21 protein-coding genes and 1 riboswitch are annotated in these 18,647 nt (G+C 50.4%); of the genes, 20 read left to right on the top strand and 1 reads right to left on the bottom strand.

Annotation, left to right across the window (positions count from 1 at the left end; all coding sequences use genetic code 11):
- Positions 1 to 18: 18 nt before the first annotated feature.
- The 3 genes from lipL to KTG14_RS08790 are packed head-to-tail and all read left to right on the top strand — an operon-like array spanning position 19 to position 2,700.
- Complete coding sequence (lipL, locus tag KTG14_RS08800; protein ID WP_216970578.1) at positions 19 to 840, top strand: octanoyl-[GcvH]:protein N-octanoyltransferase; 822 nt, start codon at positions 19 to 21, stop codon at positions 838 to 840.
- Between the two features lie 48 nt (positions 841 to 888).
- The gene (locus KTG14_RS08795; protein ID WP_216970577.1) at positions 889 to 2,193 is read left to right on the top strand and encodes an HD domain-containing protein; all 1,305 of its coding nucleotides are present in this window, start codon (positions 889 to 891) and stop codon (positions 2,191 to 2,193) included.
- Entirely contained in the window at positions 2,194 to 2,700 is a 507-nt protein-coding gene (locus KTG14_RS08790; RefSeq protein ID WP_216970576.1) for a YwgA family protein, read from the top strand. It abuts the gene before it with no gap.
- A 51-nt stretch (positions 2,701 to 2,751) separates the two neighbouring features.
- Here KTG14_RS08790 and KTG14_RS08785 read toward each other — a convergent pair whose 3' ends face one another.
- Positions 2,752 to 2,937, bottom strand: a complete 186-nt coding sequence (locus KTG14_RS08785) for a 2-hydroxymuconate tautomerase (protein WP_068464286.1) — start codon at positions 2,935 to 2,937, stop codon at positions 2,752 to 2,754.
- Between the two features lie 65 nt (positions 2,938 to 3,002).
- On the opposite strand from KTG14_RS08785, the gene KTG14_RS08780 reads away from it, so the two are divergent.
- The 17 genes from KTG14_RS08780 (at position 3,003) to KTG14_RS08700 (ending at position 18,645) form a co-directional block, all read left to right on the top strand.
- Positions 3,003 to 3,518: a YwhD family protein gene (locus KTG14_RS08780; protein ID WP_058382916.1), complete on the top strand. Its 516-nt coding sequence runs from the start codon at positions 3,003 to 3,005 to the stop codon at positions 3,516 to 3,518.
- Between the two features lie 428 nt (positions 3,519 to 3,946).
- Positions 3,947 to 4,780 carry a spermidine synthase gene (gene speE, locus KTG14_RS08775; protein ID WP_216970575.1) on the top strand — a complete coding sequence of 278 codons (834 nt, stop codon included), beginning with the start codon at positions 3,947 to 3,949 and terminating at the stop codon, positions 4,778 to 4,780.
- Between the two features lies 1 nt (position 4,781).
- Complete coding sequence (gene speB, locus KTG14_RS08770) at positions 4,782 to 5,654, top strand: agmatinase (protein WP_058382918.1); 873 nt, start codon at positions 4,782 to 4,784, stop codon at positions 5,652 to 5,654.
- Positions 5,655 to 6,095: 441 nt separating this feature from the next.
- Positions 6,096 to 7,340 carry a cation:proton antiporter gene (locus KTG14_RS08765; protein ID WP_216970574.1) on the top strand — a complete coding sequence of 415 codons (1,245 nt, stop codon included), beginning with the start codon at positions 6,096 to 6,098 and terminating at the stop codon, positions 7,338 to 7,340.
- A gap of 233 nt (positions 7,341 to 7,573) precedes the next feature.
- Positions 7,574 to 7,984, top strand: coding sequence for a YwiB family protein (locus KTG14_RS08760; RefSeq protein WP_121298403.1), 411 nt, complete (start codon positions 7,574 to 7,576; stop codon positions 7,982 to 7,984).
- Positions 7,981 to 9,642 carry an arginine--tRNA ligase gene (gene argS / locus KTG14_RS08755; RefSeq protein WP_216970573.1) on the top strand — a complete coding sequence of 554 codons (1,662 nt, stop codon included), beginning with the start codon at positions 7,981 to 7,983 and terminating at the stop codon, positions 9,640 to 9,642. The genes KTG14_RS08760 and argS overlap by 4 nt, the downstream gene beginning before the upstream one ends.
- A 44-nt stretch (positions 9,643 to 9,686) precedes the next feature.
- Positions 9,687 to 9,870: riboswitch (cobalamin riboswitch) on the top strand.
- Between the two features lie 88 nt (positions 9,871 to 9,958).
- Positions 9,959 to 10,225, top strand: coding sequence for a hypothetical protein (locus KTG14_RS08750; protein ID WP_216970572.1), 267 nt, complete (start codon positions 9,959 to 9,961; stop codon positions 10,223 to 10,225).
- Positions 10,226 to 10,406: 181 nt separating this feature from the next.
- A complete protein-coding gene (locus tag KTG14_RS08745) occupies positions 10,407 to 11,384 on the top strand; it encodes an ABC transporter substrate-binding protein (RefSeq protein WP_216970571.1) in 978 nt (325 codons plus the stop codon).
- The gene (locus tag KTG14_RS08740; RefSeq protein WP_121298397.1) at positions 11,377 to 12,369 is read left to right on the top strand and encodes a FecCD family ABC transporter permease; all 993 of its coding nucleotides are present in this window, start codon (positions 11,377 to 11,379) and stop codon (positions 12,367 to 12,369) included. Before KTG14_RS08745 ends, KTG14_RS08740 begins: the two co-directional genes overlap by 8 nt.
- On the top strand, positions 12,370 to 13,830 hold the full coding sequence (locus KTG14_RS08735; protein WP_216970570.1) for an adenosylcobinamide amidohydrolase: 1,461 nt from the start codon (positions 12,370 to 12,372) through the stop codon (positions 13,828 to 13,830).
- Positions 13,827 to 14,780, top strand: coding sequence for an adenosylcobinamide-phosphate synthase CbiB (gene cbiB, locus KTG14_RS08730; RefSeq protein WP_216970569.1), 954 nt, complete (start codon positions 13,827 to 13,829; stop codon positions 14,778 to 14,780). The genes KTG14_RS08735 and cbiB overlap by 4 nt, the downstream gene beginning before the upstream one ends.
- Positions 14,767 to 15,843: a pyridoxal phosphate-dependent aminotransferase gene (locus tag KTG14_RS08725; protein ID WP_216970568.1), complete on the top strand. Its 1,077-nt coding sequence runs from the start codon at positions 14,767 to 14,769 to the stop codon at positions 15,841 to 15,843. The genes cbiB and KTG14_RS08725 overlap by 14 nt, the downstream gene beginning before the upstream one ends.
- Complete coding sequence (locus KTG14_RS08720; RefSeq protein WP_216970567.1) at positions 15,825 to 16,373, top strand: bifunctional adenosylcobinamide kinase/adenosylcobinamide-phosphate guanylyltransferase; 549 nt, start codon at positions 15,825 to 15,827, stop codon at positions 16,371 to 16,373. Before KTG14_RS08725 ends, KTG14_RS08720 begins: the two co-directional genes overlap by 19 nt.
- Positions 16,374 to 16,384: 11 nt before the next feature.
- The gene (cobS, locus tag KTG14_RS08715) at positions 16,385 to 17,155 is read left to right on the top strand and encodes an adenosylcobinamide-GDP ribazoletransferase (protein ID WP_216970566.1); all 771 of its coding nucleotides are present in this window, start codon (positions 16,385 to 16,387) and stop codon (positions 17,153 to 17,155) included.
- The gene (locus KTG14_RS08710) at positions 17,128 to 17,712 is read left to right on the top strand and encodes a histidine phosphatase family protein (RefSeq protein WP_216970565.1); all 585 of its coding nucleotides are present in this window, start codon (positions 17,128 to 17,130) and stop codon (positions 17,710 to 17,712) included. Before cobS ends, KTG14_RS08710 begins: the two co-directional genes overlap by 28 nt.
- On the top strand, positions 17,664 to 18,083 hold the full coding sequence (locus KTG14_RS08705; RefSeq protein WP_216970564.1) for a bifunctional adenosylcobinamide kinase/adenosylcobinamide-phosphate guanylyltransferase: 420 nt from the start codon (positions 17,664 to 17,666) through the stop codon (positions 18,081 to 18,083). The genes KTG14_RS08710 and KTG14_RS08705 overlap by 49 nt, the downstream gene beginning before the upstream one ends.
- Complete coding sequence (locus KTG14_RS08700) at positions 18,055 to 18,645, top strand: cob(I)yrinic acid a,c-diamide adenosyltransferase (protein WP_216970563.1); 591 nt, start codon at positions 18,055 to 18,057, stop codon at positions 18,643 to 18,645. Before KTG14_RS08705 ends, KTG14_RS08700 begins: the two co-directional genes overlap by 29 nt.
- Positions 18,646 to 18,647 lie beyond the last annotated feature (2 nt).

Below are 18,647 nucleotides of genomic sequence, written 5' to 3'. Positions count from 1 at the left end.
AAAGAGGAGAATGACAGCATGGCTTTATTTATGGAAGAGAAGAAATGGCGCTTTTGGGACCAGTCGCTGAGCTCACGCAAACGCTCGGCGCTCGAATCGTTTGCGGCGGATGACACGCTATGTGAACTGGTCGGCTCGCAGAAAAGCGCGCCGACGGTCCGGACCTGGGTGCATGATGACACGGTCGTACTTGGCATCCAAGACCATCGCTTGCCCCATATCGATAAAGCGATGGCAGTACTAGAAGACAATGGTTACCAGGGAATCGTCCGGAATTCCGGCGGCCTTGCCGTGGTGCTCGATTCCGGCGTCTTGAATATCTCCGTCGTTCTATCGGAAAAAGAAGGCGCCATCGATATTCCGCAAGGCTACAATATGATGGTCGAACTCGTCGAAGCTTTGTTCCCGCAAGCGAAAATCGATGCCTACGAAATCGGCGGTTCGTATTGCCCAGGAAGCTACGATTTAAGCATTGGCGGCAAGAAATTCGCCGGTATCTCCCAGCGCCGCATACGCCGCGGCATCGCCGTGCAAGTGTATTTGTGCATCGAAGGAAGTGGCGCTGGGCGGGCGGAAGTGATCCGCGAGTTTTACGAAGCGGGCAAGCAAGGGGAAGAGACGAAGTTCAGCTACCCGGAGATCCAGCCTGAAGTGATGGCGTCGCTCAGTGAATTGCTCGGCCGCGACATCACAGTTCCTGAAGTGGTGCTCGATTTGCTTGCGTTGCTCGGCTCGCCGCCTCCGAAGCCGCTTCAGGAAGAAGAATTTGAATTGTATTCGTTTTATTTGAAACGGGTGCTTGAACGCAATGAAAAAATGCTCGAACGGACGCTTGAATGAGCGCCTGATTCGTGTAAAATAACCAGTACGATTCGAGGAGGAGTGCCCGTGAGCTACGCGACACAGAAATTAGCTGAAGAAAAAGTGTTCAAAGATCCGGTTCACCGGTATATCCATGTACGCGACCAAGTGATTTGGGATCTCGTCAATTCTAAAGAATTCCAACGCCTGCGCCGCATCAAACAACTCGGGACATCCTACCTCGTCTTCCACGGCGCGGAACATAGCCGATTCAGCCATTCACTTGGTGTCTATGAAATTGTTCGGCGCATCTCGGATGATGTGTTCCACGGCCGCCCGGAATGGGATGAAAGTGAGCGCTTGACGGTCTTGTGCGCAGCGCTCCTTCATGACCTTGGGCATGGCCCGTTTTCGCATTCATTTGAAAAAGTATTCAATGTTGACCACGAGGAATTTACGCGTGCGATTTTGACCGGCGATACGGAAGTGAACGGCATCTTGAAAAAGGTATCGTCTGATTTTCCTGGCCATGTCGCGGAAGTCATCGCGAAAATCTATTCCAATAAACAAGTGATCTCGCTTATTTCGAGTCAGATCGATGCCGACCGAATGGATTATTTGCAGCGTGATGCGTATTACACCGGTGTTTCCTACGGCCATTTTGACATGGAACGCATACTGCGCGTCATGCGGCCGCTTGATGACCAAGTCGTCATCAAATCGAGCGGCATGCACGCGGTCGAAGACTATATCATGAGCCGCTACCAAATGTACTGGCAAGTTTATTTCCACCCGGTCGCGAGAAGCGCCGAAGTCATCTTGCGGAAAATTTTGCAGCGAGCCAAGGAATTGAGCGAAAGCGGCTACGAATTTCAGCAGCCGCCGACACATTTTCTCGCCTTTTTCGACCGCAGCTTCACGCTCGACGATTACTTGGCGCTCGATGAAGGCGTCTTGATGACCTACTTCCAGTTGTGGATAAACGAGCGCGACCCGATCCTTGCCGATTTGTGCGAGCGGTTCGTCAATCGGCGCTTGTTCCAATATGTCGATTTCGATCCGGGGACGGATTATAAAAAGCTCGGGGAACTTTCGGCTTTGTTCAAAAAAGCAGGCATCGATCCTGAATATTATTTGATCGACGATTCGACTTCCGATCTGCCCTACGATTTCTATCGTCCGGGAGAAGAGGAAGAGCGTCTGCCGATCCAGTTATTGATGCCGAACGGCGATATCAAAGAGTTATCCAGATTATCCCAAGTAGTTGACGCCATTTCCGGCAAACGCCGGACCGATTATAAATTATATTTTCCAGCGGAACTGCTCATAGATGGCAAGAAAAAAGCCATCAAGCAGCAAATTCTGGAGATGCTCAGAGAAGGAGGGATTTAGTTGCTCCAAGAACACGCAAGAATCGTCGATTTCATCGCGACGGCCGAAGGAGTAACCGGCCGGAAGAAGCTGCAAAAAATGGTTTATATCATGAAAAAGCTGAACGTACCGTTTAGGGAGAAGTATGAATTCCACATTTACGGGCCATATTCGGAAGAATTGACGGCGCGCATTGAGGAATTATGCGATATGGGCTTTATTTCGGAAGCACTGGAAGACAAAGGTTCCTATGTCCAATATAAATACGCGGTTACGGACGAAGGCATGGAATTCCGGCAAGCCGTTGCCGCATCAATTCCGAAAAACCCTGAAGCCGCCGCTTTGCTCAATGCCAAAAGCGCACGCTTTCTGGAGCTCGCTTCAACTCTTCTGTATTTTGACCACCTAAAGCGTGACGAACAGATCGCCAAATTGCATAGTGTAAAAGGCAAACTGAACTTCACCGAAACTGAAATCGAAGAAGCCTACCGTTTTCTCGGTGAACTGGCACAATTAAAGCTCGCATGAGATGAGCCCATTCATTTACGCATAAAAAAACTCCCCGAGGGGAGTTTTTGTCTACTCTTCGCTTAATAGCTTGCCGTTGACCGCGTATTCGCTTTTCTTCAAGTCTTCGAGAAAAACGACGACTTTCTCGGTCGGGGCGCCGGTTGTTTCAGAAACAGCGGCTGTCACTTTTTCAACGAGTGCGCGTTTTTGTTCGTCTGTGCGGCCTTCAAGCATTTTTACAGTTACGTATGGCATAATGGATGCAGCTCCTTTTCATTGAATGTTAGGCTAATCATATACAGAATGGAGGAATTGTACAAATGGCAAATGAAGAAAAGCCCAAAAAGAAATTGGGATTCACTATTATAAAAGACGATCCGACAGACGGGCATAAAGGCTACGGCATCGGTTCCTTGTCACTTGAGAACGTGTCACCGCTCATCATCGACGTCGAAGAACAAGACGCGGTGCTTGATATCGGCGCGATGCATGCGAGAAGCCAGACGGAACGCGGCATCAAATTCACGACCAACCGCGAAGATTCCGCAGGCGGAAAAGATTATTGGCTCGTGTGGATCACGATCGACTTCAATCCGGCAGGCCCTTATTATGCCGGCGTCACCGCATGTGAAATGGTCGTCAACCGCGAGAAGCGGCGAGGCTATAAAATTTTGGCGGATCACGTCAATTTGATGGATAAGTCGATGAAGCGGAAAATCATCGTCGACCATATGGACGCACCGTCGAAAAAAGTGCTCGCCGAGTATTTGAAGACCCACAACCCTGAAATGTGGGAACGCAGCCTGGAACAATTGCACAATGATTTGTCACAATAAGGCTGGATTTTTGAACGAAATGTGAAAGATGAAATTCGGTTCTTCCGGCAGTTGAAGTTGAGCCGAAAAAAAAGTAAACTGAGAGTACAGCTTTTCAACTAGAAAGCTAGGACACCTGATAGCGGGCAAGTGCTATGAGCCATTGCGACAAACCCAAGCCCAATGCCTCATGTCACTTTCTCCGCGCCCATCAGGCCAAAAAGGTTTTCTGTGCAGGGAATCGATTCCCTTTGCAGAAAGCCTTTTTGCATGCATGAAAACAGAATCCGGGTTAAGTCTTCTAAGTAGGTAAGGTCCGCATTCGCCATGAATAGTCCACGCCAAATCGGGTAAAGAAAAGTGGCGGAAAAGAGTATTGCACTTTTGCGGAAAACACTTATACTTTGTAAAGTGATTTCAATCTGATAAATAAAGGAGTTTGATTATACATGGCAGGATTCTGGTATACCGAAAAACAAACTGAAAACTTCGGCATCACAATGAAAATCAATAGAACGCTTCATACAGAACAAACGGATTTCCAATATTTAGAAATGGCTGAAACAGCCGAATGGGGCAATATGTTGTTCTTGGACGGCATGGTTATGACTTCTGAAAAAGACGAGTTCGTCTATCACGAAATGGTGGCGCACGTCCCGTTGTTCACGCACCCGAACCCGGAGAACGTATTAGTCGTTGGAGGCGGAGACGGCGGCGTCATCCGTGAAATCCTGAAACACCCTTCTGTCAAGAAAGCGACGCTTGTCGATATCGACGGAAAAGTCATCGAGTACTCGAAGAAATTCTTGCCATCGATCGCATCCGGTTTGGAAGATTCCCGCGTTGAAGTAATCGTCGGCGACGGCTTTATGCACATCGCGGAATCGGAAAACGAATTCGATGTTATCATGGTCGATTCTACTGAACCGGTCGGGCCGGCAGTAAATTTGTTCTCGAAAGGCTTCTACGCTGGCATCTCGAAAGCCTTGAAAGAAGACGGCATCTTTGTGGCACAATCGGACAACCCATGGTTCACGCCGGACTTGATCAAACAAGTGCAAAGTGACGTGAAAGAGATTTTCCCGATTACGAAACTTTATCTAGCGAACATCCCGACCTACCCGAGTGGCTTGTGGTCGTTCACGATCGGTTCGAAAAAATACAACCCGCTGGAAGTGCCGGCTGAGCGTTTCCACGACATTGAAACAAAATATTACACACCGGAATTGCACAACGCGGCATTTGTTTTGCCGAAATTTGTGAAAGATTTGACGGGTGAATAAGATGCGCTTTGACGAAACTTATTCAGGAAAAGTATTCATCAAAAGCCATCCGAATTATGAAGAGTCGAAAGCAGTCCTTTATGGCATGCCGATGGATTGGACTGTCAGCTACCGCCCGGGATCGCGTTTTGGCCCGAACAAAATCCGTGAAGTCTCGATTGGGTTGGAAGAATACAGCCCATACCTTGACCGCGAACTTGAAGACGTAAAATTCTTCGATGCAGGGGACATCCCGTTGCCGTTCGGCAATCCGGAAAAATCCCTTCTCGAAATCGAAACATATGTGCACACGCTTTTGGCTGACGGCAAAATCCCAATGGGCATGGGCGGCGAGCATTTGGTGTCGCTGCCGGTCATGAAAGCAGTCGCGAGCCAATACGACGACCTTGCCATCATCCATTTCGATGCGCATACCGACCTGCGTGAAAACTACGAAGGCGAAGAATATTCGCATTCAACGCCGATCCGCAAAATCGCGGATCACATCGGCCCGAAAAATGTCTACTCGTTCGGCATTCGTTCAGGAATGAAAGAAGAATTCGAATGGGCGAAAGAGCAAGGCATGCATTTGTACAAATTCGAAGTGCTCGAACCGTTGAAACAAGTACTGCCCACACTCGACGGCCGCCCGGTCTATATCACGATCGACATGGACGTGCTCGACCCAGCACACGCTCCTGGAACGGGAACAGTCGATGCTGGCGGCATCACATCGCGTGAATTGCTTGCGTCCATCCATGCGATCGCAGCATCCGGCGTCAACGTCGTCGGCTTCGATTTGGTCGAACTGGCACCAGTCTATGACCATTCCGACCAAACCGCCAACACCGCAAGCAAACTCATCCGCGAAATGATCCTTGGGTGGGTTAAATAAGAAAAGCGGAAGCGGCTGTCCTGCCTCGACAGGCGTAAGACGGATGGCCGAAGCGGCGCTCTTCAGCCGCACGGGGCAGTCGGCTTACGACCCGAGAATCTGGGCGCTGGAGCTAGACAAGAAGAAATGCTGAAGCGGCTGTCCTGCCTCGACAGGCGTAAGACGGATGGCCGAAGCGGCGCTCTTCAGCCGCACAGGGTAGTCGGATTACGACCCGAGAGGCAAGCCGCTGGAGCTAGACAATAAGAAAAGCGGAAGCGGCGCTCTTTGCCGCATAGCTAAACATAAAAGCGAAACAGCCGGCCTGGCATCCAACAGGCCGGCTGTTTCGCTTTTTCTATTAATTGTGAAGCGTGAGGGGCCTTTTTCTCGAGATAGATGTTTACACAATCAGTTTTAGAGAAATGGGTAAGAAAAGAAATAAAAGGGGGATGCTGCTCCATGCATGATTTTAATGAAGTCTTCATACAAATATTGATTCTCCTGGCGATTGCAATTGCGGTGGTCGGGGTAGCGAGAAAACTAGGCCAACCTGACACGATTGCACTGGTCTTAGTCGGCTTGTTACTTGGGGTCAGCAATCTCCCGTTTCCCTTGATTGACCATGCAGAAGCGTTCATTACGCAGTCTGAAGTGTTCCAAGTCATTATCATTTCCTTATTTTTGCCGATTCTCTTGGGGGACGCGACGCTCAAGCTTCCTTTTCATCACTTGTATCAACAGAAGAACACAGTCCTTGGAATGGCGCTTGGTGGAACATTTCTATCGTTTGTACTGATTGGTTTCTCGGCGCATTACCTACTGGGGCTGCCCATTGCCGTCGCATTTACCTTTGCGGCATTGATGAGTGCGACAGATCCAATCAGCGTCCTGTCAATCTTCAAATCGGCTGGGGTTTCGCAGAAGCTGTCGACCATCATGGAAGGTGAATCTTTATTCAATGACGGAATCGCCATCGTTCTTTTCCAGATTTCCTCTATTTACTTGCTGACGTACATAGAAATGGGGTGGGCAGGTGTAGGAAGCGGCGTGTGGATGTTTTTAAGATTTGCGGTGGGTGGTGTATTGGTGGGCCTGATTCTCGGATTCATTTTTTCCCAGGTGATCCGCTTTTATGACGACTATCCGTTTGAAATTGCGGTCTCCGCATTGTTGTTTTTCGGCAGTTATTTTATTGCGGAGCAGCTCCATGTGTCGGGTGTTATCGCCGTAGTGGCAGGTGGATTTGTCTTTGGTGATTATGGCGGAAGAATTGGGATGTCGGAAACGACCGAACGCAACATCAATTCCTTTTGGGATGTCATCACTTTGATTGCCAATTCGCTTATCTTCCTTATTGTCGGGTTGGAGATCCGCAATATCGATTTCATGGGGCAATGGGGCATTATTGCATTAGCAATTGCTATCGTCATTATCGCAAGAATCATTGCACTGTTTATCAGCACAATGCCGGCGAAGAGCCTGAACAGGAAAGAACGGATTTTGCTGAACTGGGGTGGATTGAAGGGCAGTCTATCAATTGCCTTGGCTCTCAGTCTCCCGTCTAGTTTCGAAGGAAGGGAGACCATTTTGCTGTTAACTTTTTCTGTCGTGCTATTCTCCTTAATTGTCCAGGGGTTGACGATCAAGCCCTTGATTGGCAAATTGGGACTAAAAGAAAAGGTTTCTGGAGAAGACGCACATTAAGCGGGCTGGCTTGAGAAATTCAAGCTAGCTTTTTTTATGCAAGTAAATAGAGCTTTATCAGTTGAAGGTATCGGATAAAAATATTTTGGATTTTGCAGCAATCTTCAGGAGCTAAGAAGAGTAGTCCGGCTGTTGGTTATTTCACATAATGTCAAAATTGAAACTTAATTGAAAACACCCGTCAATTCGGGCTATAATGAAACGGTTATGAACAAACGGAGAGGCGGATGCATATGAAAAAATCGGTGAAAATCAAATTAACGACGATCATCCGCCAGCCGGGTGCCGAAGATCAAGTGATGGAGCTGCGTTCAGAAGGTGTCCTGACCGAGAAAAATGGTCGTCGCTATCTGCAATATGATGAGCGGCAAGACGAGCTCGATATCCGGACAACGGTCAAACTCGGCGAAACGGATGCCGTTGTGATGCGCAGCGGAGGCTTGCAGATGCGCTTGCCATTCCTGCTGGATAAAGAGCAGACCGGCAATTTGCGCCACGGGGAAGAATCGTTCATGCTGACGACCAAAGCGCATGAACTCATCATGACGGAAACCCGTTTCAAAGTGCGCTATGATCTAGCGCTCGGAAACGATTTTGCCGGCGAATACGAAATGGAAATACAGTTTACGGAGGGAACCAAATGAACGCAGTAGAACAAGTGCAGCAAAACATTAAACAGGCGATTGCCGAAGCGGTCCAAAAAGCGGGTCTTACAGAAGAACCGGTCCAGGTCCAATTGGAATCACCGAGAGATAAAGCGAACGGAGATTATGCGACCAACGTGGCGATGCAATTGACGAAACTTGCGAAAAAGCCACCGCGCGCAATCGCAGAAGCCATTGTGGAAAACTTGGATACACAGTCGGCGAAAATCGAAAAAGTCGAGATCGCTGGCCCAGGATTCATCAACATTGTCATCCAGAAAGATTACCTGAACGATGTGATCAAAACCGTACTGGAGCAAGGCGAGGAATACGGCCGCTCGAATTCGGGCAACAGCCAGCGCATTCAAGTCGAATTCGTCTCTGCGAACCCAACAGGTGATCTTCACTTGGGCCATGCCCGTGGTTCTTCTGTCGGCGATTCGATGTGCAATATTCTGGACCTTGCAGGCTATGACGTGTCCCGTGAGTATTACATCAACGATGCGGGCAACCAGATCAATAATTTGGCCTTGTCGATCGAAGGGCGTTATTTCGAAGCGCTTGGCAAAGGTGAAAGCATGCCTGAAGATGGCTACCGCGGACAGGACATCATCGATATTGCTGCGGCACTCGTTGAAGAACACGGCGATAAATTCCTTCATATGACAGAACAAGAACGCTATAAAGCATTCCGTGAACACGGTTTGAAAGTGGAACTTGCGAAACTGCAAAAAGACTTGGCCGATTTCCGCGTCCATTTCGACGTGTGGTATTCGGAAACATCCCTTTACGAAAACGGTAAGATCGACGCAGCATTGAAAAAACTGCGCGACAATGGCCATATCTACGAAGAAGATGGCGCGACTTGGTTCCGCTCGACGACATTCGGCGACGACAAAGACCGCGTGCTTATCAAAAATGATGGCACGTACACGTATTTGACGCCGGATATCGCTTACCATGAAGACAAAATCCAACGCGGCTTCGACAAGCTCATCAATATTTGGGGAGCTGACCACCACGGCTACATCCCACGTATGAAAGCAGCAATCGAAGCGCTCGGCTACGACCGCGATACGCTTGAAGTAAGCATCATTCAAATGGTGCAATTGTATAAAGACGGAGAAAAGATGAAGATGAGCAAACGTACCGGCAAAGCCGTTACGATGCGCGAATTGGTCGAATTAGTCGGACTAGACGCGGTCCGTTATTTCTTTGCGATGCGTTCTGGCGATTCGCATATGGATTTCGACTTGGATTTGGCCGTTTCCCAATCAAACGAAAACCCGGTTTATTACTCCCAGTATGCACATGCGCGCATCTGCTCGATCTTGCGCCAGGCAGCGGAACAGAACTTTACCGCTTCGACTGAGCATCTGGAGCTGTTGACGGACGAAAAGGAAATCGAAGTATTGAAGAAAATCGGTGATTTCCCGCAAGTCATCGCAGATGCTGCAAAACTTCGTGCGCCTCACCGCGTCACGACGTATATCCACGAATTGGCGTCGAACTTCCACAGTTTCTATAACGCCAACAAAGTATTGGATGCCAGCAATGAAGAATTGACGCGTGCGCGCCTTGCCTTGATCGAAGGCGTTAAGACGACACTCGCAAACGCTTTGAAGACAGTCGGTGTCCAAGCTCCTGAAAAAATGTAGAAGACAATTAGAACTTTCGGTGTATAATGGAGTCATCAAATCAACTGAATAGCAATCATGAAGGTGCTTATGTCTAAGAACATGAGTTAAAAGGGAAGCCGGTGCGATTCCGGCGCGGTCCCGCCACTGTATGTGAGAGCGAACTGCAACAAGCCACTGGGAAATCCCGGGAAGGCGCAGCGAGCGATGATCACAAGCCAGGAGACCTGCCTTCATGAACACCGAACCGAAAGCTTGCGAGGACAGGCCGGACGCGCTTGTTTTTGCGAACCGTCCTGTTAGTCCCCCGCAGTTTCACTGCAGGGGACTTTTTTTAATGAAATGTGGAAGCGGCCGTTATGCCTCGACAGGCGTAAGCCGGATGCCCGAAGCGGCGTTTTTCAGCCGCACAGGGCAGTCGGCTTACGACCCGAGAGGCAGGCCGCTGCAGCTAGACAACAAGAAAAGCGTAAGTGCCCGTTCAGCTCCGACAGGCATAAGACGGTCTGGCGAAGCGGCGCTTTTTGCCGCACAGCCAGAATGGCTTATGACCCGAGGAGTTGGGCACTGGAGTCTAGACAAGAAGAAAAGCGGAAGCGGCTGAGTGGAGGCTAAGCTAAGTGCGCGACGTCCTGTCGCAACGCTTAGCTGACCCACATCCTGTGGGCCCCCGACAGGCATAAGACGATCTGGCGAAGCGGCGCCCTTTGCCGCACAGCCAGAGTGGCTTATGACCCGAGCGAGCGCTTGGTAGGGGAAATACGAAAACAACAGGAGGAAAAAAGATGAAAAATACATGGAAATTCGGAGCGGCAGCAGGAATGGCCGCTATGGTACTGGCTGGATGCGGCGACGGGGCAGCACCTGTCGAAGATCAAGATGTAGAAACACCGGCTGAACCACCATCGGAAGTAGCGGAAGCGGAATTTCCGGTCACCTTAGTCGATGCAATGGGCGATGAAGTGGTCATCGAAGAAGAACCGGAGTCATTCGTTTCGATGATTCCTTCCAATACGGAAATCGCTTATGAACTCGGGTTGGGCGAAAAAATGGTCGGCGTTTCGGATTTTGACAATTATCCCGAAGAAGTAGCAGATCTTGAAAAGATCGGCGGCCAGGAATTCAATGTGGAGAAAATCATTAGCCTGCAGCCGGACGTTGTATTAGCGCATGAATCAGGACTCGGCATGGGAACAGAGGGATATCAACAGCTGCGTGATGCTGGGGTGAATGTCTTTGTGGTAGAAAACGCAGAAACATTTGATGAAGTATACGAAACGATTTCCGTTATCGGCCAAGTGTCAGGCGCAGTAGAAGCAGCAGATGGGTTAATTGAGGAAATGGAAGCGCAAGTCGCGGAAGTTGAAGAACTGGCGGCTGGTGTTGACGAATCCAAATCGGTCTTCGTGGAGATCGGCAGCGAACCGGAACTTTATACAGCTGGGACAGGTACCTTCATCCACGAAATGTTGACGATGATCCAAGCTGAAAATGTTGCAGGAGACCAGGAAGGCTGGATTAGCATGGATCCGGAAGCAGTCGTTGCGGCAAACCCTGAAATCATCATCACGACAGAAGGCGGTTATATCGAAAATGCTGCTGAATTGATCAAAGAGCGCAGCGGTTATCCAGATGTGACGGCCGTGCAAGAAGATGCCATTTATGAATTGAACCCTGATACTGTCACGCGTCCAGGCCCGCGTTTGACGGAAGGCTTGATGACTTTGGCAGAAGTGATTTATCCGGAGACTTTCAGTGAGTAAATCTGCACTCGCCTATGTAGTCTCCCTGATTTTATTGGGCGGGGCAGTAGTGCTCGGAGTGACGGTCGGGACGGTGCCAATTTCACCGGCGGTTATCTGGAACCCTTCATCGGACGAAGCAGCTGCGAATATTTTATGGAATATCCGCATGCCGCGTGTGGTGCTTGCGGGACTAGTCGGTGCGGCACTTGCGATTGCGGGCGCAGCTTTTCAAGGCTTGCTGAAAAACCCGCTCGCTGATCCATATACTTTGGGAGTGTCGTCCGGTGCCGCTGTCGGTGCCGTGATGACGCTTTTTTTCGGCATCTCTATTCCGTTTCTTGGCCTGTTCACCTTGCCGGTCATCAGCATGATCGGCGCATTGATCACGATGCTTGCCGTCATGGGCTTTGCACGGCTTGTCGACCGGTCGATGAAGATGGAAACAGTTATTTTGACCGGCATCATCTTCAGTTCATTCCTGGGGTCGATCATGTCCTTGATGATTGCGTTGACCGGTGAAGAACTGCGTCAGATTATCGGCTGGCTGCTTGGCAGCGTATCGATGCGTGGCTGGCCCTATGTTCAGATGGCGCTGCCGTTTGTGCTTGTCGGTTCATTCGTCTTATGGCTTTACCGCCGTGAATTAAACGCGATGCTATTCGGTGAAGAACGTGCACAACATTTGGGTGTAGACGTCAGGAAGAGCAAGATGGCGATTTTGATCGGCGGATCGGTCCTGACGGGATCAGCAGTTGCAGTATCTGGAACCATCGGCTTTGTTGGCTTGGTCGTACCGCACATCACGCGCCTCGTATGGGGCTCTGACCACCGCCATGTCTTGCCGTTATCGTTTATCAACGGGGCTGCGCTTTTAATCGTTTGCGACTTGGTGGCGCGGACGATCATTTCACCGACCGAATTGCCGATTGGTGTGATCACTGCGTTTATCGGGGCGCCGGTCTTTGCATTCATCTTTTTCCGCCAACGCAGAGGAGGGCTTTAAATGTTGCAAATTGAAAAGTTGTCAGGCGGCTATGGCGACAAGAAAATCGTTGACCGCATTTCATTCGGTGTCGAAAAAGGCCGCATGCTCGGCATACTCGGGCCGAACGGCAGCGGCAAATCTACCTTGATGAAATTGATTAGCGGCGTCTTGGAGCCGACAGCCGGCGTTGTCCGGATCGACGGCAAGCCGGTTGGCGATTTCCCAGCCAAGGAACTGGCCCGTAAGATGGCGGTCTTGCCGCAGCTACACGCGCATGCTTTTTCACACACCGTCCGTGAAACGGTTTCTCTCGGCAGGTATCCGCATCAAAGCGGCTGGTTTTCGTCTTGGTCCGAAGAAGATGAAGCGGCAGTCCAGGAAGCGATGAAGCTCATGGACATCAGCCACTATGAATCGACATTACTTGAAGAGATGTCCGGAGGCGAACAGCAGCGCGTTTTCGTAGCGCAAGCCTTGGCGCAAAACGCGGCGGTCTTGCTCCTTGACGAGCCGACCAACCATCTCGATATCAACCACCAGAAAGAATTGTTGGATACCATCAAAAAACAGGCGATCGAAAAAGAATTGACGGTCATCTCCATCTTCCATGACATCAATTTGGCTTCCATGTATTGCGATGAACTTCTACTGATGGACGAAGGAAGCATCGTCCGAAAAGGTGAACCCCATGAAGTTGTCAGGACGCATGATGTCGAATCTGTCTATCAGACGCGTGTCAGCAATCACCCCCATCCGGAGCTGCCGAAGCCGCAAATCACTTTATTGCCTGGTGTTCGCAGAAAACCGGCAGGGCAGCGAGTGAGAGCCAAAGATTTTCTTGTGACCCCGGAATTTGTCGCTTACCAAAGCCAGCTTCCACTGAAAACCGTTTCGTCTGCCGTCGTCAACGCGGGTTCAGGATGGTTCCGCAATTTCCTCAATCGACGCGTCGATGCCAGCTATAATATCGACAATAGTTTTGAGGAAATGGTCGATTATATCGAAGACAGCGGATTGAAAGCGACGAATACTGTAGCGATGATGACAGCTGTCCGCACAGAGCATGCCATTGTCCGTGAATACGCAAGTGGATTCGGCAGCATCGTCGTGGCGGTGACAGCAGGTGTCGGCAACGGCGTCGATGTATCGCGGGCCGTTGCGCGTGAACAGCGTGTCGGCACCATCAACACGTGGATCATGGTTAACGGGATTCTGTCGGATGAAGCTTTTATCCAAGCGATGATCACGGCGACAGAAGCCAAAACGAAAGCCTTGCAGCACGAAGAAGTCATCGATCCGCTAACCGGGACAATCGCGACGGGCACTTCAACCGATAGTTGCCTGGTTGCCGCTACGCAGCAAGGAGAAGCGCTGCCGTATGCAGGGCCGATTACTGAAGTAGGGAAACTCATCGGCACAGGTGTCTTCGAATGTACAGTGGAAGCGATCCACCTTTACCGCGAGGCGAAAAAGGCATGATCCAACATGTGTTGGCCATCGGCATCGGCCTATTGCTCGACCGCCTAATCGGGGATCCGCCGGCATGGCCCCATCCTGTTCGGTGGATCGGCATCTTGATCAATGGGTTAAAAAAACGGCTGAATGTACCACAGCATGCTTTTCGCAACGGCTTTGTCATGCTTTCGATTGTAGTGGCGATGGTCGCAACAGTTACGGTCGCGATCGTTACTGTTGCCTATTCGCTCCATCCGGTGATCGGAGTTTTAGCAGAAGCGCTGTTGATCGCTTCCGGTTTGTCGCAGAAAAGCTTGAAACAGGCAGCGGAAGATGTGTACACGCCGCTCGTCCAAGGTGATTTTGCGCTTGCCCGCAACAAGCTGTCATGGATTGTCGGGCGCGACACGGAAACTTTGGGAGAAAGCGAGATCACCCGCGGCGTCGTCGAAACGGTTTCCGAAAATACAAGCGATGGCATTACCGCTCCGATGTTTTGGGCGCTATTGTTCGGCGCGCCTGGGTTATGGATCTACAAAGCGGTCAATACGTGCGATTCGATGGTCGGCTATAAAAATGAAGAATTCCATGATTTCGGTTTTGCTTCCGCAAAATTCGATGATGTGTTGAATTACGTGCCGAGCCGTGTGACCGGCTTGTTGATCGTGTTATTCACCCGAAATGAAAGCGGCATGCCGTTGAAACAACGCCTGTCGATCTGGCTGCGCGATGCCAGGAAACATCCGAGCCCGAACAGCGGCTGGCTGGAAGCGGCAACGGCTGTGCAGTTGGGCATCGAACTTGGGGGCGTGAACTCCTATGGCGGCGTTCGGTCAATTCGCGCAAAAATGGGCGAACAATTGTTCAAACTCGAAGCAACACATATTAGAAGTGCAGTGAACCAAATGAATATTGCCGCAATCAGTTTTTTCGCACTGATTGCAATAGGGGGAATCCTGCTTGAAATTGCCTGAACACGGAGCCAATCCACATCGCCTCTATGAACAAGCGGGACACAAGCAACCTTCGGAAGTGATCGATTTCAGTGAAAACGTCCATCCGTTCGGGCCGCCCGTTTTTTTAAAAGAGCAATGGGGAGATTTTTACGATTTGCTCAGTTCATACCCGGATCCGCTAGCAGAGCCGTTTCGTTCGGCAGCGGCCGACTATCACGGCATCGGAAAAGAGCAGGTCGCTGCCGGAAACGGTGCTGCAGAAATCTTTACCTGGCTTGCAAATCGTTACCGCGGCAAACGGGTCGCCTTGGTGGAACCAGCATTTTCTGAATACCGGAGCACTTTGGAATCTGAGAATATCCATATATTAGAAATTAGTTTGAAGCCTGAAAGTGCGTGGCAATTAGAAGTAGAAGATGTAAAAAGACAGTTAGCACAGTGCGATGCATTGTATATTTGCAACCCGCATAATCCGACCGGGCGCTTGCTGGGCTTGGCGAAACTCGAAGAAATCGCCGCGTTGTGCAAAGGAAAGTGTGAGCTGGTAATCGATGAAGCGTTTATTGATTTTATCGGGGAACATACATCGTTCATTCCGCTGCTGAAACGGTATCCGCATGTCATCATCGTCCGTTCGATGACCAAAATGTATGCGCTTGCGGGTCTTCGGCTTGGCTATGTCATTGCCGAGTCCAGCATCATCCGCGAATTGACAGGTGCCGCCGCCCATTGGAATGTCAATGGTTTAGCGGCCGCAGCCGGTGCACGCTGTTTTTCTGAAGAGGCGTACCGGGAGCGAATTATCCGGGCGGCCGACAGTGAACGCACGAAAATGGAAGATTTTCTGGAAATGATGGGTTGTCCGTTCATCCCTTCAGCAGCCAACTTCCTGTGTTTTCAATTACCCAATCCGGTGCGTTCAGAGCCATTTTTCCATGCAATGCTAGAAGCAGGAATCGTCTTGCGCCATACTTATTCATTTAAAGGAATGGACGGCGAATGGTTTCGCATCGGCATGAAAAGCGCCTCAGCAATGGAACGGTTGAGAAAGGAGATGCAGCAATGGTTCAAGGACAATTAGTTTTTGTATCAGGGGGAGTGCGCAGCGGAAAAAGCGCTTATGCTGAAACGCTTGTCCGGCAGGCGACTGGGGGTCGCAATGTATATATTGCCAGTGGCATCGCACGCGACCCGGAAATGGCCGAACGCATCGCGCGCCACCGCAAAGACCGTGCACAAGACGGCTGGTGGACAATTGAACAGCCTCAGCAATTATCAGAAGCCTTGCCGCTCATCCGGCAAAATGACGCGGTGTTGTGGGATTGCGTTACGACCTGGCTCGCAAATGAACTGTATGAAGAGTTTGAGCAAGGCGGTTTATGCGCAGACACGCCCGGCTGCATGGAGCAAAAATGGCATGAGCTAAAAAACACCATCGATTCGATCCGCGCGAAAGCCGTTTATTTTGCCGTCGTTTCCAATGAAGTGCTGGATGAACCGCTTGTCGACCATACTTATCAAGAGTGGCTCGGAAAGATTCACCAATGGCTCGCAAGCCGCGCAGATCAGGCGGTTGAAATGGAGAATGGCCTTGCAATTCGAAGAAAGTGAAGGTGATGCGAATGGCGAATCGGACGCTTGGGGGCTTGCTGCTCGCATTTCAATTCTTTTCATCCATTCCGGTACATAAAGAGATTCCAATGAAAAAACCGCAAGTAACGGCAATGTACAGCTTGTTGCCTGTGGTCGGATTAGTGGCAGGGGCAATGGCTTCAGCCGCGATCTGGCTAATGAAGGAAACCACCGATATCGGTCCATTAATGATTGCGTTTTTGCTGGCTTCATTATTGTGGGCGATAACGGGGGGCTTGCATATGGACGGGCTGGCAGATACCGGCGACGCTTATTTTTCATACCAGAACAAGGATAAACGCCTGGAAATCATGGGAGATCCACGCATTGGCGCATTCGGAGCGATGGTGCTGATTTTTGCGATTGTCGGTAAGATCATCGTTCTTGCAGAACTGATTCCGACTGTGTCACTGATCGCTCTTGCCGCGGTGCCGGTCGTCAGCCGGGTCGGACTCTCTGCTTTATCCGCCACTGCAAAGCCGGCGAAAACAGAAGGGCTCGCGGCTTATTTTCAGCGTTTGATCGACCGCAAGACGATATTGTCAGCAATGTTCGCCTGGTCGCTGCTTATGCTTGCCATCTTATTTATATTCTGTGGCTGGACAGTGGCGATTGCCTTTTTGGTTGTTGTGCCCATTGCGACATTTGCTTATAAAAAATGGTGCGACAAGAATTTCGGCGGTGTCACGGGCGATTTGCTCGGGGCATACGCAGAAGGAATGGAGCTGTTGTTATGGGGAATGCTTTTGTTCTTCGTCTGATCCGCCACGCGCCGACCGCAGGGAATGTGCGGAGGGCATATATCGGCTGGACCGATGAACCGATTTTGCCGTTCAAAGCCAAAGCGGATCATACTATCAACCTCGTGTGGGGGAGCGATTTGCTGCGTTGCCGGCAAACGGCCCAGCTATTGTTTCCGAATGCCAGTTACCGGGCAGTTCCAAATTTGCGGGAACTGAATTTCGGGGATTGGGAAAATTGCACGTACAGCGAGTTGCAATTTAATGAACGCTACCGTAAGTGGATCGATGACCCTGAGGCCGTAAAGCCGCCGAACGGGGAAAGCTTCCAGCAACTGGCGGAACGGGTTGATCGAGCAATAGAAACTTTTTCCGATACAGGAAATTTTACGCTCGTCACTCACGGAGGGCCGATTCGCTACCTGCTGTCCAAAGCAACCGGACAGCCATTCTTTTCCCAGCAGGCAGCACATGGGCATTGTTATACCGTCACATGGGCGAGCAAGTCAGCGTATAAGGAGGGACATCCATGCGTATCGTATTCGGCGGAGCCTTTAACGGCAAACGCAAGTATGTAAAAGATCAGTTGAAGCTAGATTCAAGCGTTTGGCTCGAAGGCGAACTGCCGGCACCGGGTGAGTCCGCAGTGATTGCCGGATTGGAGCAATGGATCCGCAAGCAGCTGGAACAGCAACGCCCGGAACAGGATATAATAGCGGCGATCCGTGAACTTGCGGAAAGCGCAGGCGAACGTATCTGGATTTTGACTGACATCGGCCGCGGCATTGTGCCGCTTGATCAGCTTGAACGCGAATGGCGCGATGTCACCGGACGCAGCTATCAGTATTTATTCGGCAACGCGGAGCACATCACACGCATTTGGTACGGCATTCCACAAACAATCAAAGGAGATGGTCGAGATGAATATTTACACGAAAACCGGGGATAAAGGGCAGACAGGATTAATCGGGGGGCGGACGGACAAAGATGATCCGCGCGTGGAAGCATATGGGACGATCGATGAGGTAAATTCATTTATCGGAAAAGCGATGACAGAACTTGACCGCGATGTGTTCGCCGATCTATTGGAAGATTTGCAGATGATCCAAAATGAATTATTCGATTGCGGCGGCGATCTGGCGGATGTCCGCAACACGCCGCAATACAAGACAAATGAGGAATCAGTCGAACAGCTGGAACGCCGCATCGATGTATTGATGGACGAACCGCCGCTTCTTGAGCGTTTTATCCTTCCGGGAGGCACGCCCGCTGCAGCGACTTTGCATATCGCACGCACGATTACACGCCGTGCGGAGCGCCAAACTGTAAGCCTAGCAAAAACCGGCGAAGAATTCCCAGCGGTCATCCAGCGTTATTTGAACCGTTTGTCGGATTATCTTTTTGCAGCAGCACGCGTTGCCAATTCGCGAATGGATGTAGCGGACAATGAATATGTGCGCAGCGCCAAAGTCTTCAAGGACGGTGGGCGTTCGAAAAAGCGGGAGGAATGACA

Source organism: Planococcus sp. CP5-4_YE (genome assembly GCF_019042655.1).
Taxonomy (GTDB): Bacteria; Bacillota; Bacilli; order Bacillales_A; family Planococcaceae; genus Planococcus.
Note: the sequence above shows the minus strand (reverse complement) of the source record. Positions and strands in the feature narration are given on the sequence as shown.

Excerpts from the sequence above, each read along its gene's own strand:
- KTG14_RS08700 (WP_216970563.1), top strand. The coding sequence starts at position 18,055 with ATGAATATTTACACGAAAACCGGGGATAAAGGGCAGACAGGATTAATC.
- KTG14_RS08735 (WP_216970570.1), top strand. The coding sequence starts at position 12,370 with ATGTTGCAAATTGAAAAGTTGTCAGGCGGCTATGGCGACAAGAAAATC.
- speE (WP_216970575.1), top strand. The coding sequence starts at position 3,947 with ATGGCAGGATTCTGGTATACCGAAAAACAAACTGAAAACTTCGGCATC.
- lipL (WP_216970578.1), top strand. The coding sequence starts at position 19 with ATGGCTTTATTTATGGAAGAGAAGAAATGGCGCTTTTGGGACCAGTCG.
- cobS (WP_216970566.1), top strand. The coding sequence starts at position 16,385 with ATGGCGAATCGGACGCTTGGGGGCTTGCTGCTCGCATTTCAATTCTTT.
- KTG14_RS08720 (WP_216970567.1), top strand. The coding sequence starts at position 15,825 with ATGGTTCAAGGACAATTAGTTTTTGTATCAGGGGGAGTGCGCAGCGGA.
- argS (WP_216970573.1), top strand. The coding sequence starts at position 7,981 with ATGAACGCAGTAGAACAAGTGCAGCAAAACATTAAACAGGCGATTGCC.
- KTG14_RS08780 (WP_058382916.1), top strand. The coding sequence starts at position 3,003 with ATGGCAAATGAAGAAAAGCCCAAAAAGAAATTGGGATTCACTATTATA.
- KTG14_RS08745 (WP_216970571.1), top strand. The coding sequence starts at position 10,407 with ATGAAAAATACATGGAAATTCGGAGCGGCAGCAGGAATGGCCGCTATG.
- KTG14_RS08760 (WP_121298403.1), top strand. The coding sequence starts at position 7,574 with ATGAAAAAATCGGTGAAAATCAAATTAACGACGATCATCCGCCAGCCG.
- KTG14_RS08750 (WP_216970572.1), top strand. The coding sequence starts at position 9,959 with ATGAAATGTGGAAGCGGCCGTTATGCCTCGACAGGCGTAAGCCGGATG.
- cbiB (WP_216970569.1), top strand. The coding sequence starts at position 13,827 with ATGATCCAACATGTGTTGGCCATCGGCATCGGCCTATTGCTCGACCGC.
- KTG14_RS08785 (WP_068464286.1), bottom strand. The coding sequence starts at position 2,937 with ATGCCATACGTAACTGTAAAAATGCTTGAAGGCCGCACAGACGAACAA.
- speB (WP_058382918.1), top strand. The coding sequence starts at position 4,782 with ATGCGCTTTGACGAAACTTATTCAGGAAAAGTATTCATCAAAAGCCAT.
- KTG14_RS08710 (WP_216970565.1), top strand. The coding sequence starts at position 17,128 with ATGGGGAATGCTTTTGTTCTTCGTCTGATCCGCCACGCGCCGACCGCA.
- KTG14_RS08765 (WP_216970574.1), top strand. The coding sequence starts at position 6,096 with ATGCATGATTTTAATGAAGTCTTCATACAAATATTGATTCTCCTGGCG.
- KTG14_RS08705 (WP_216970564.1), top strand. The coding sequence starts at position 17,664 with ATGCGTATCGTATTCGGCGGAGCCTTTAACGGCAAACGCAAGTATGTA.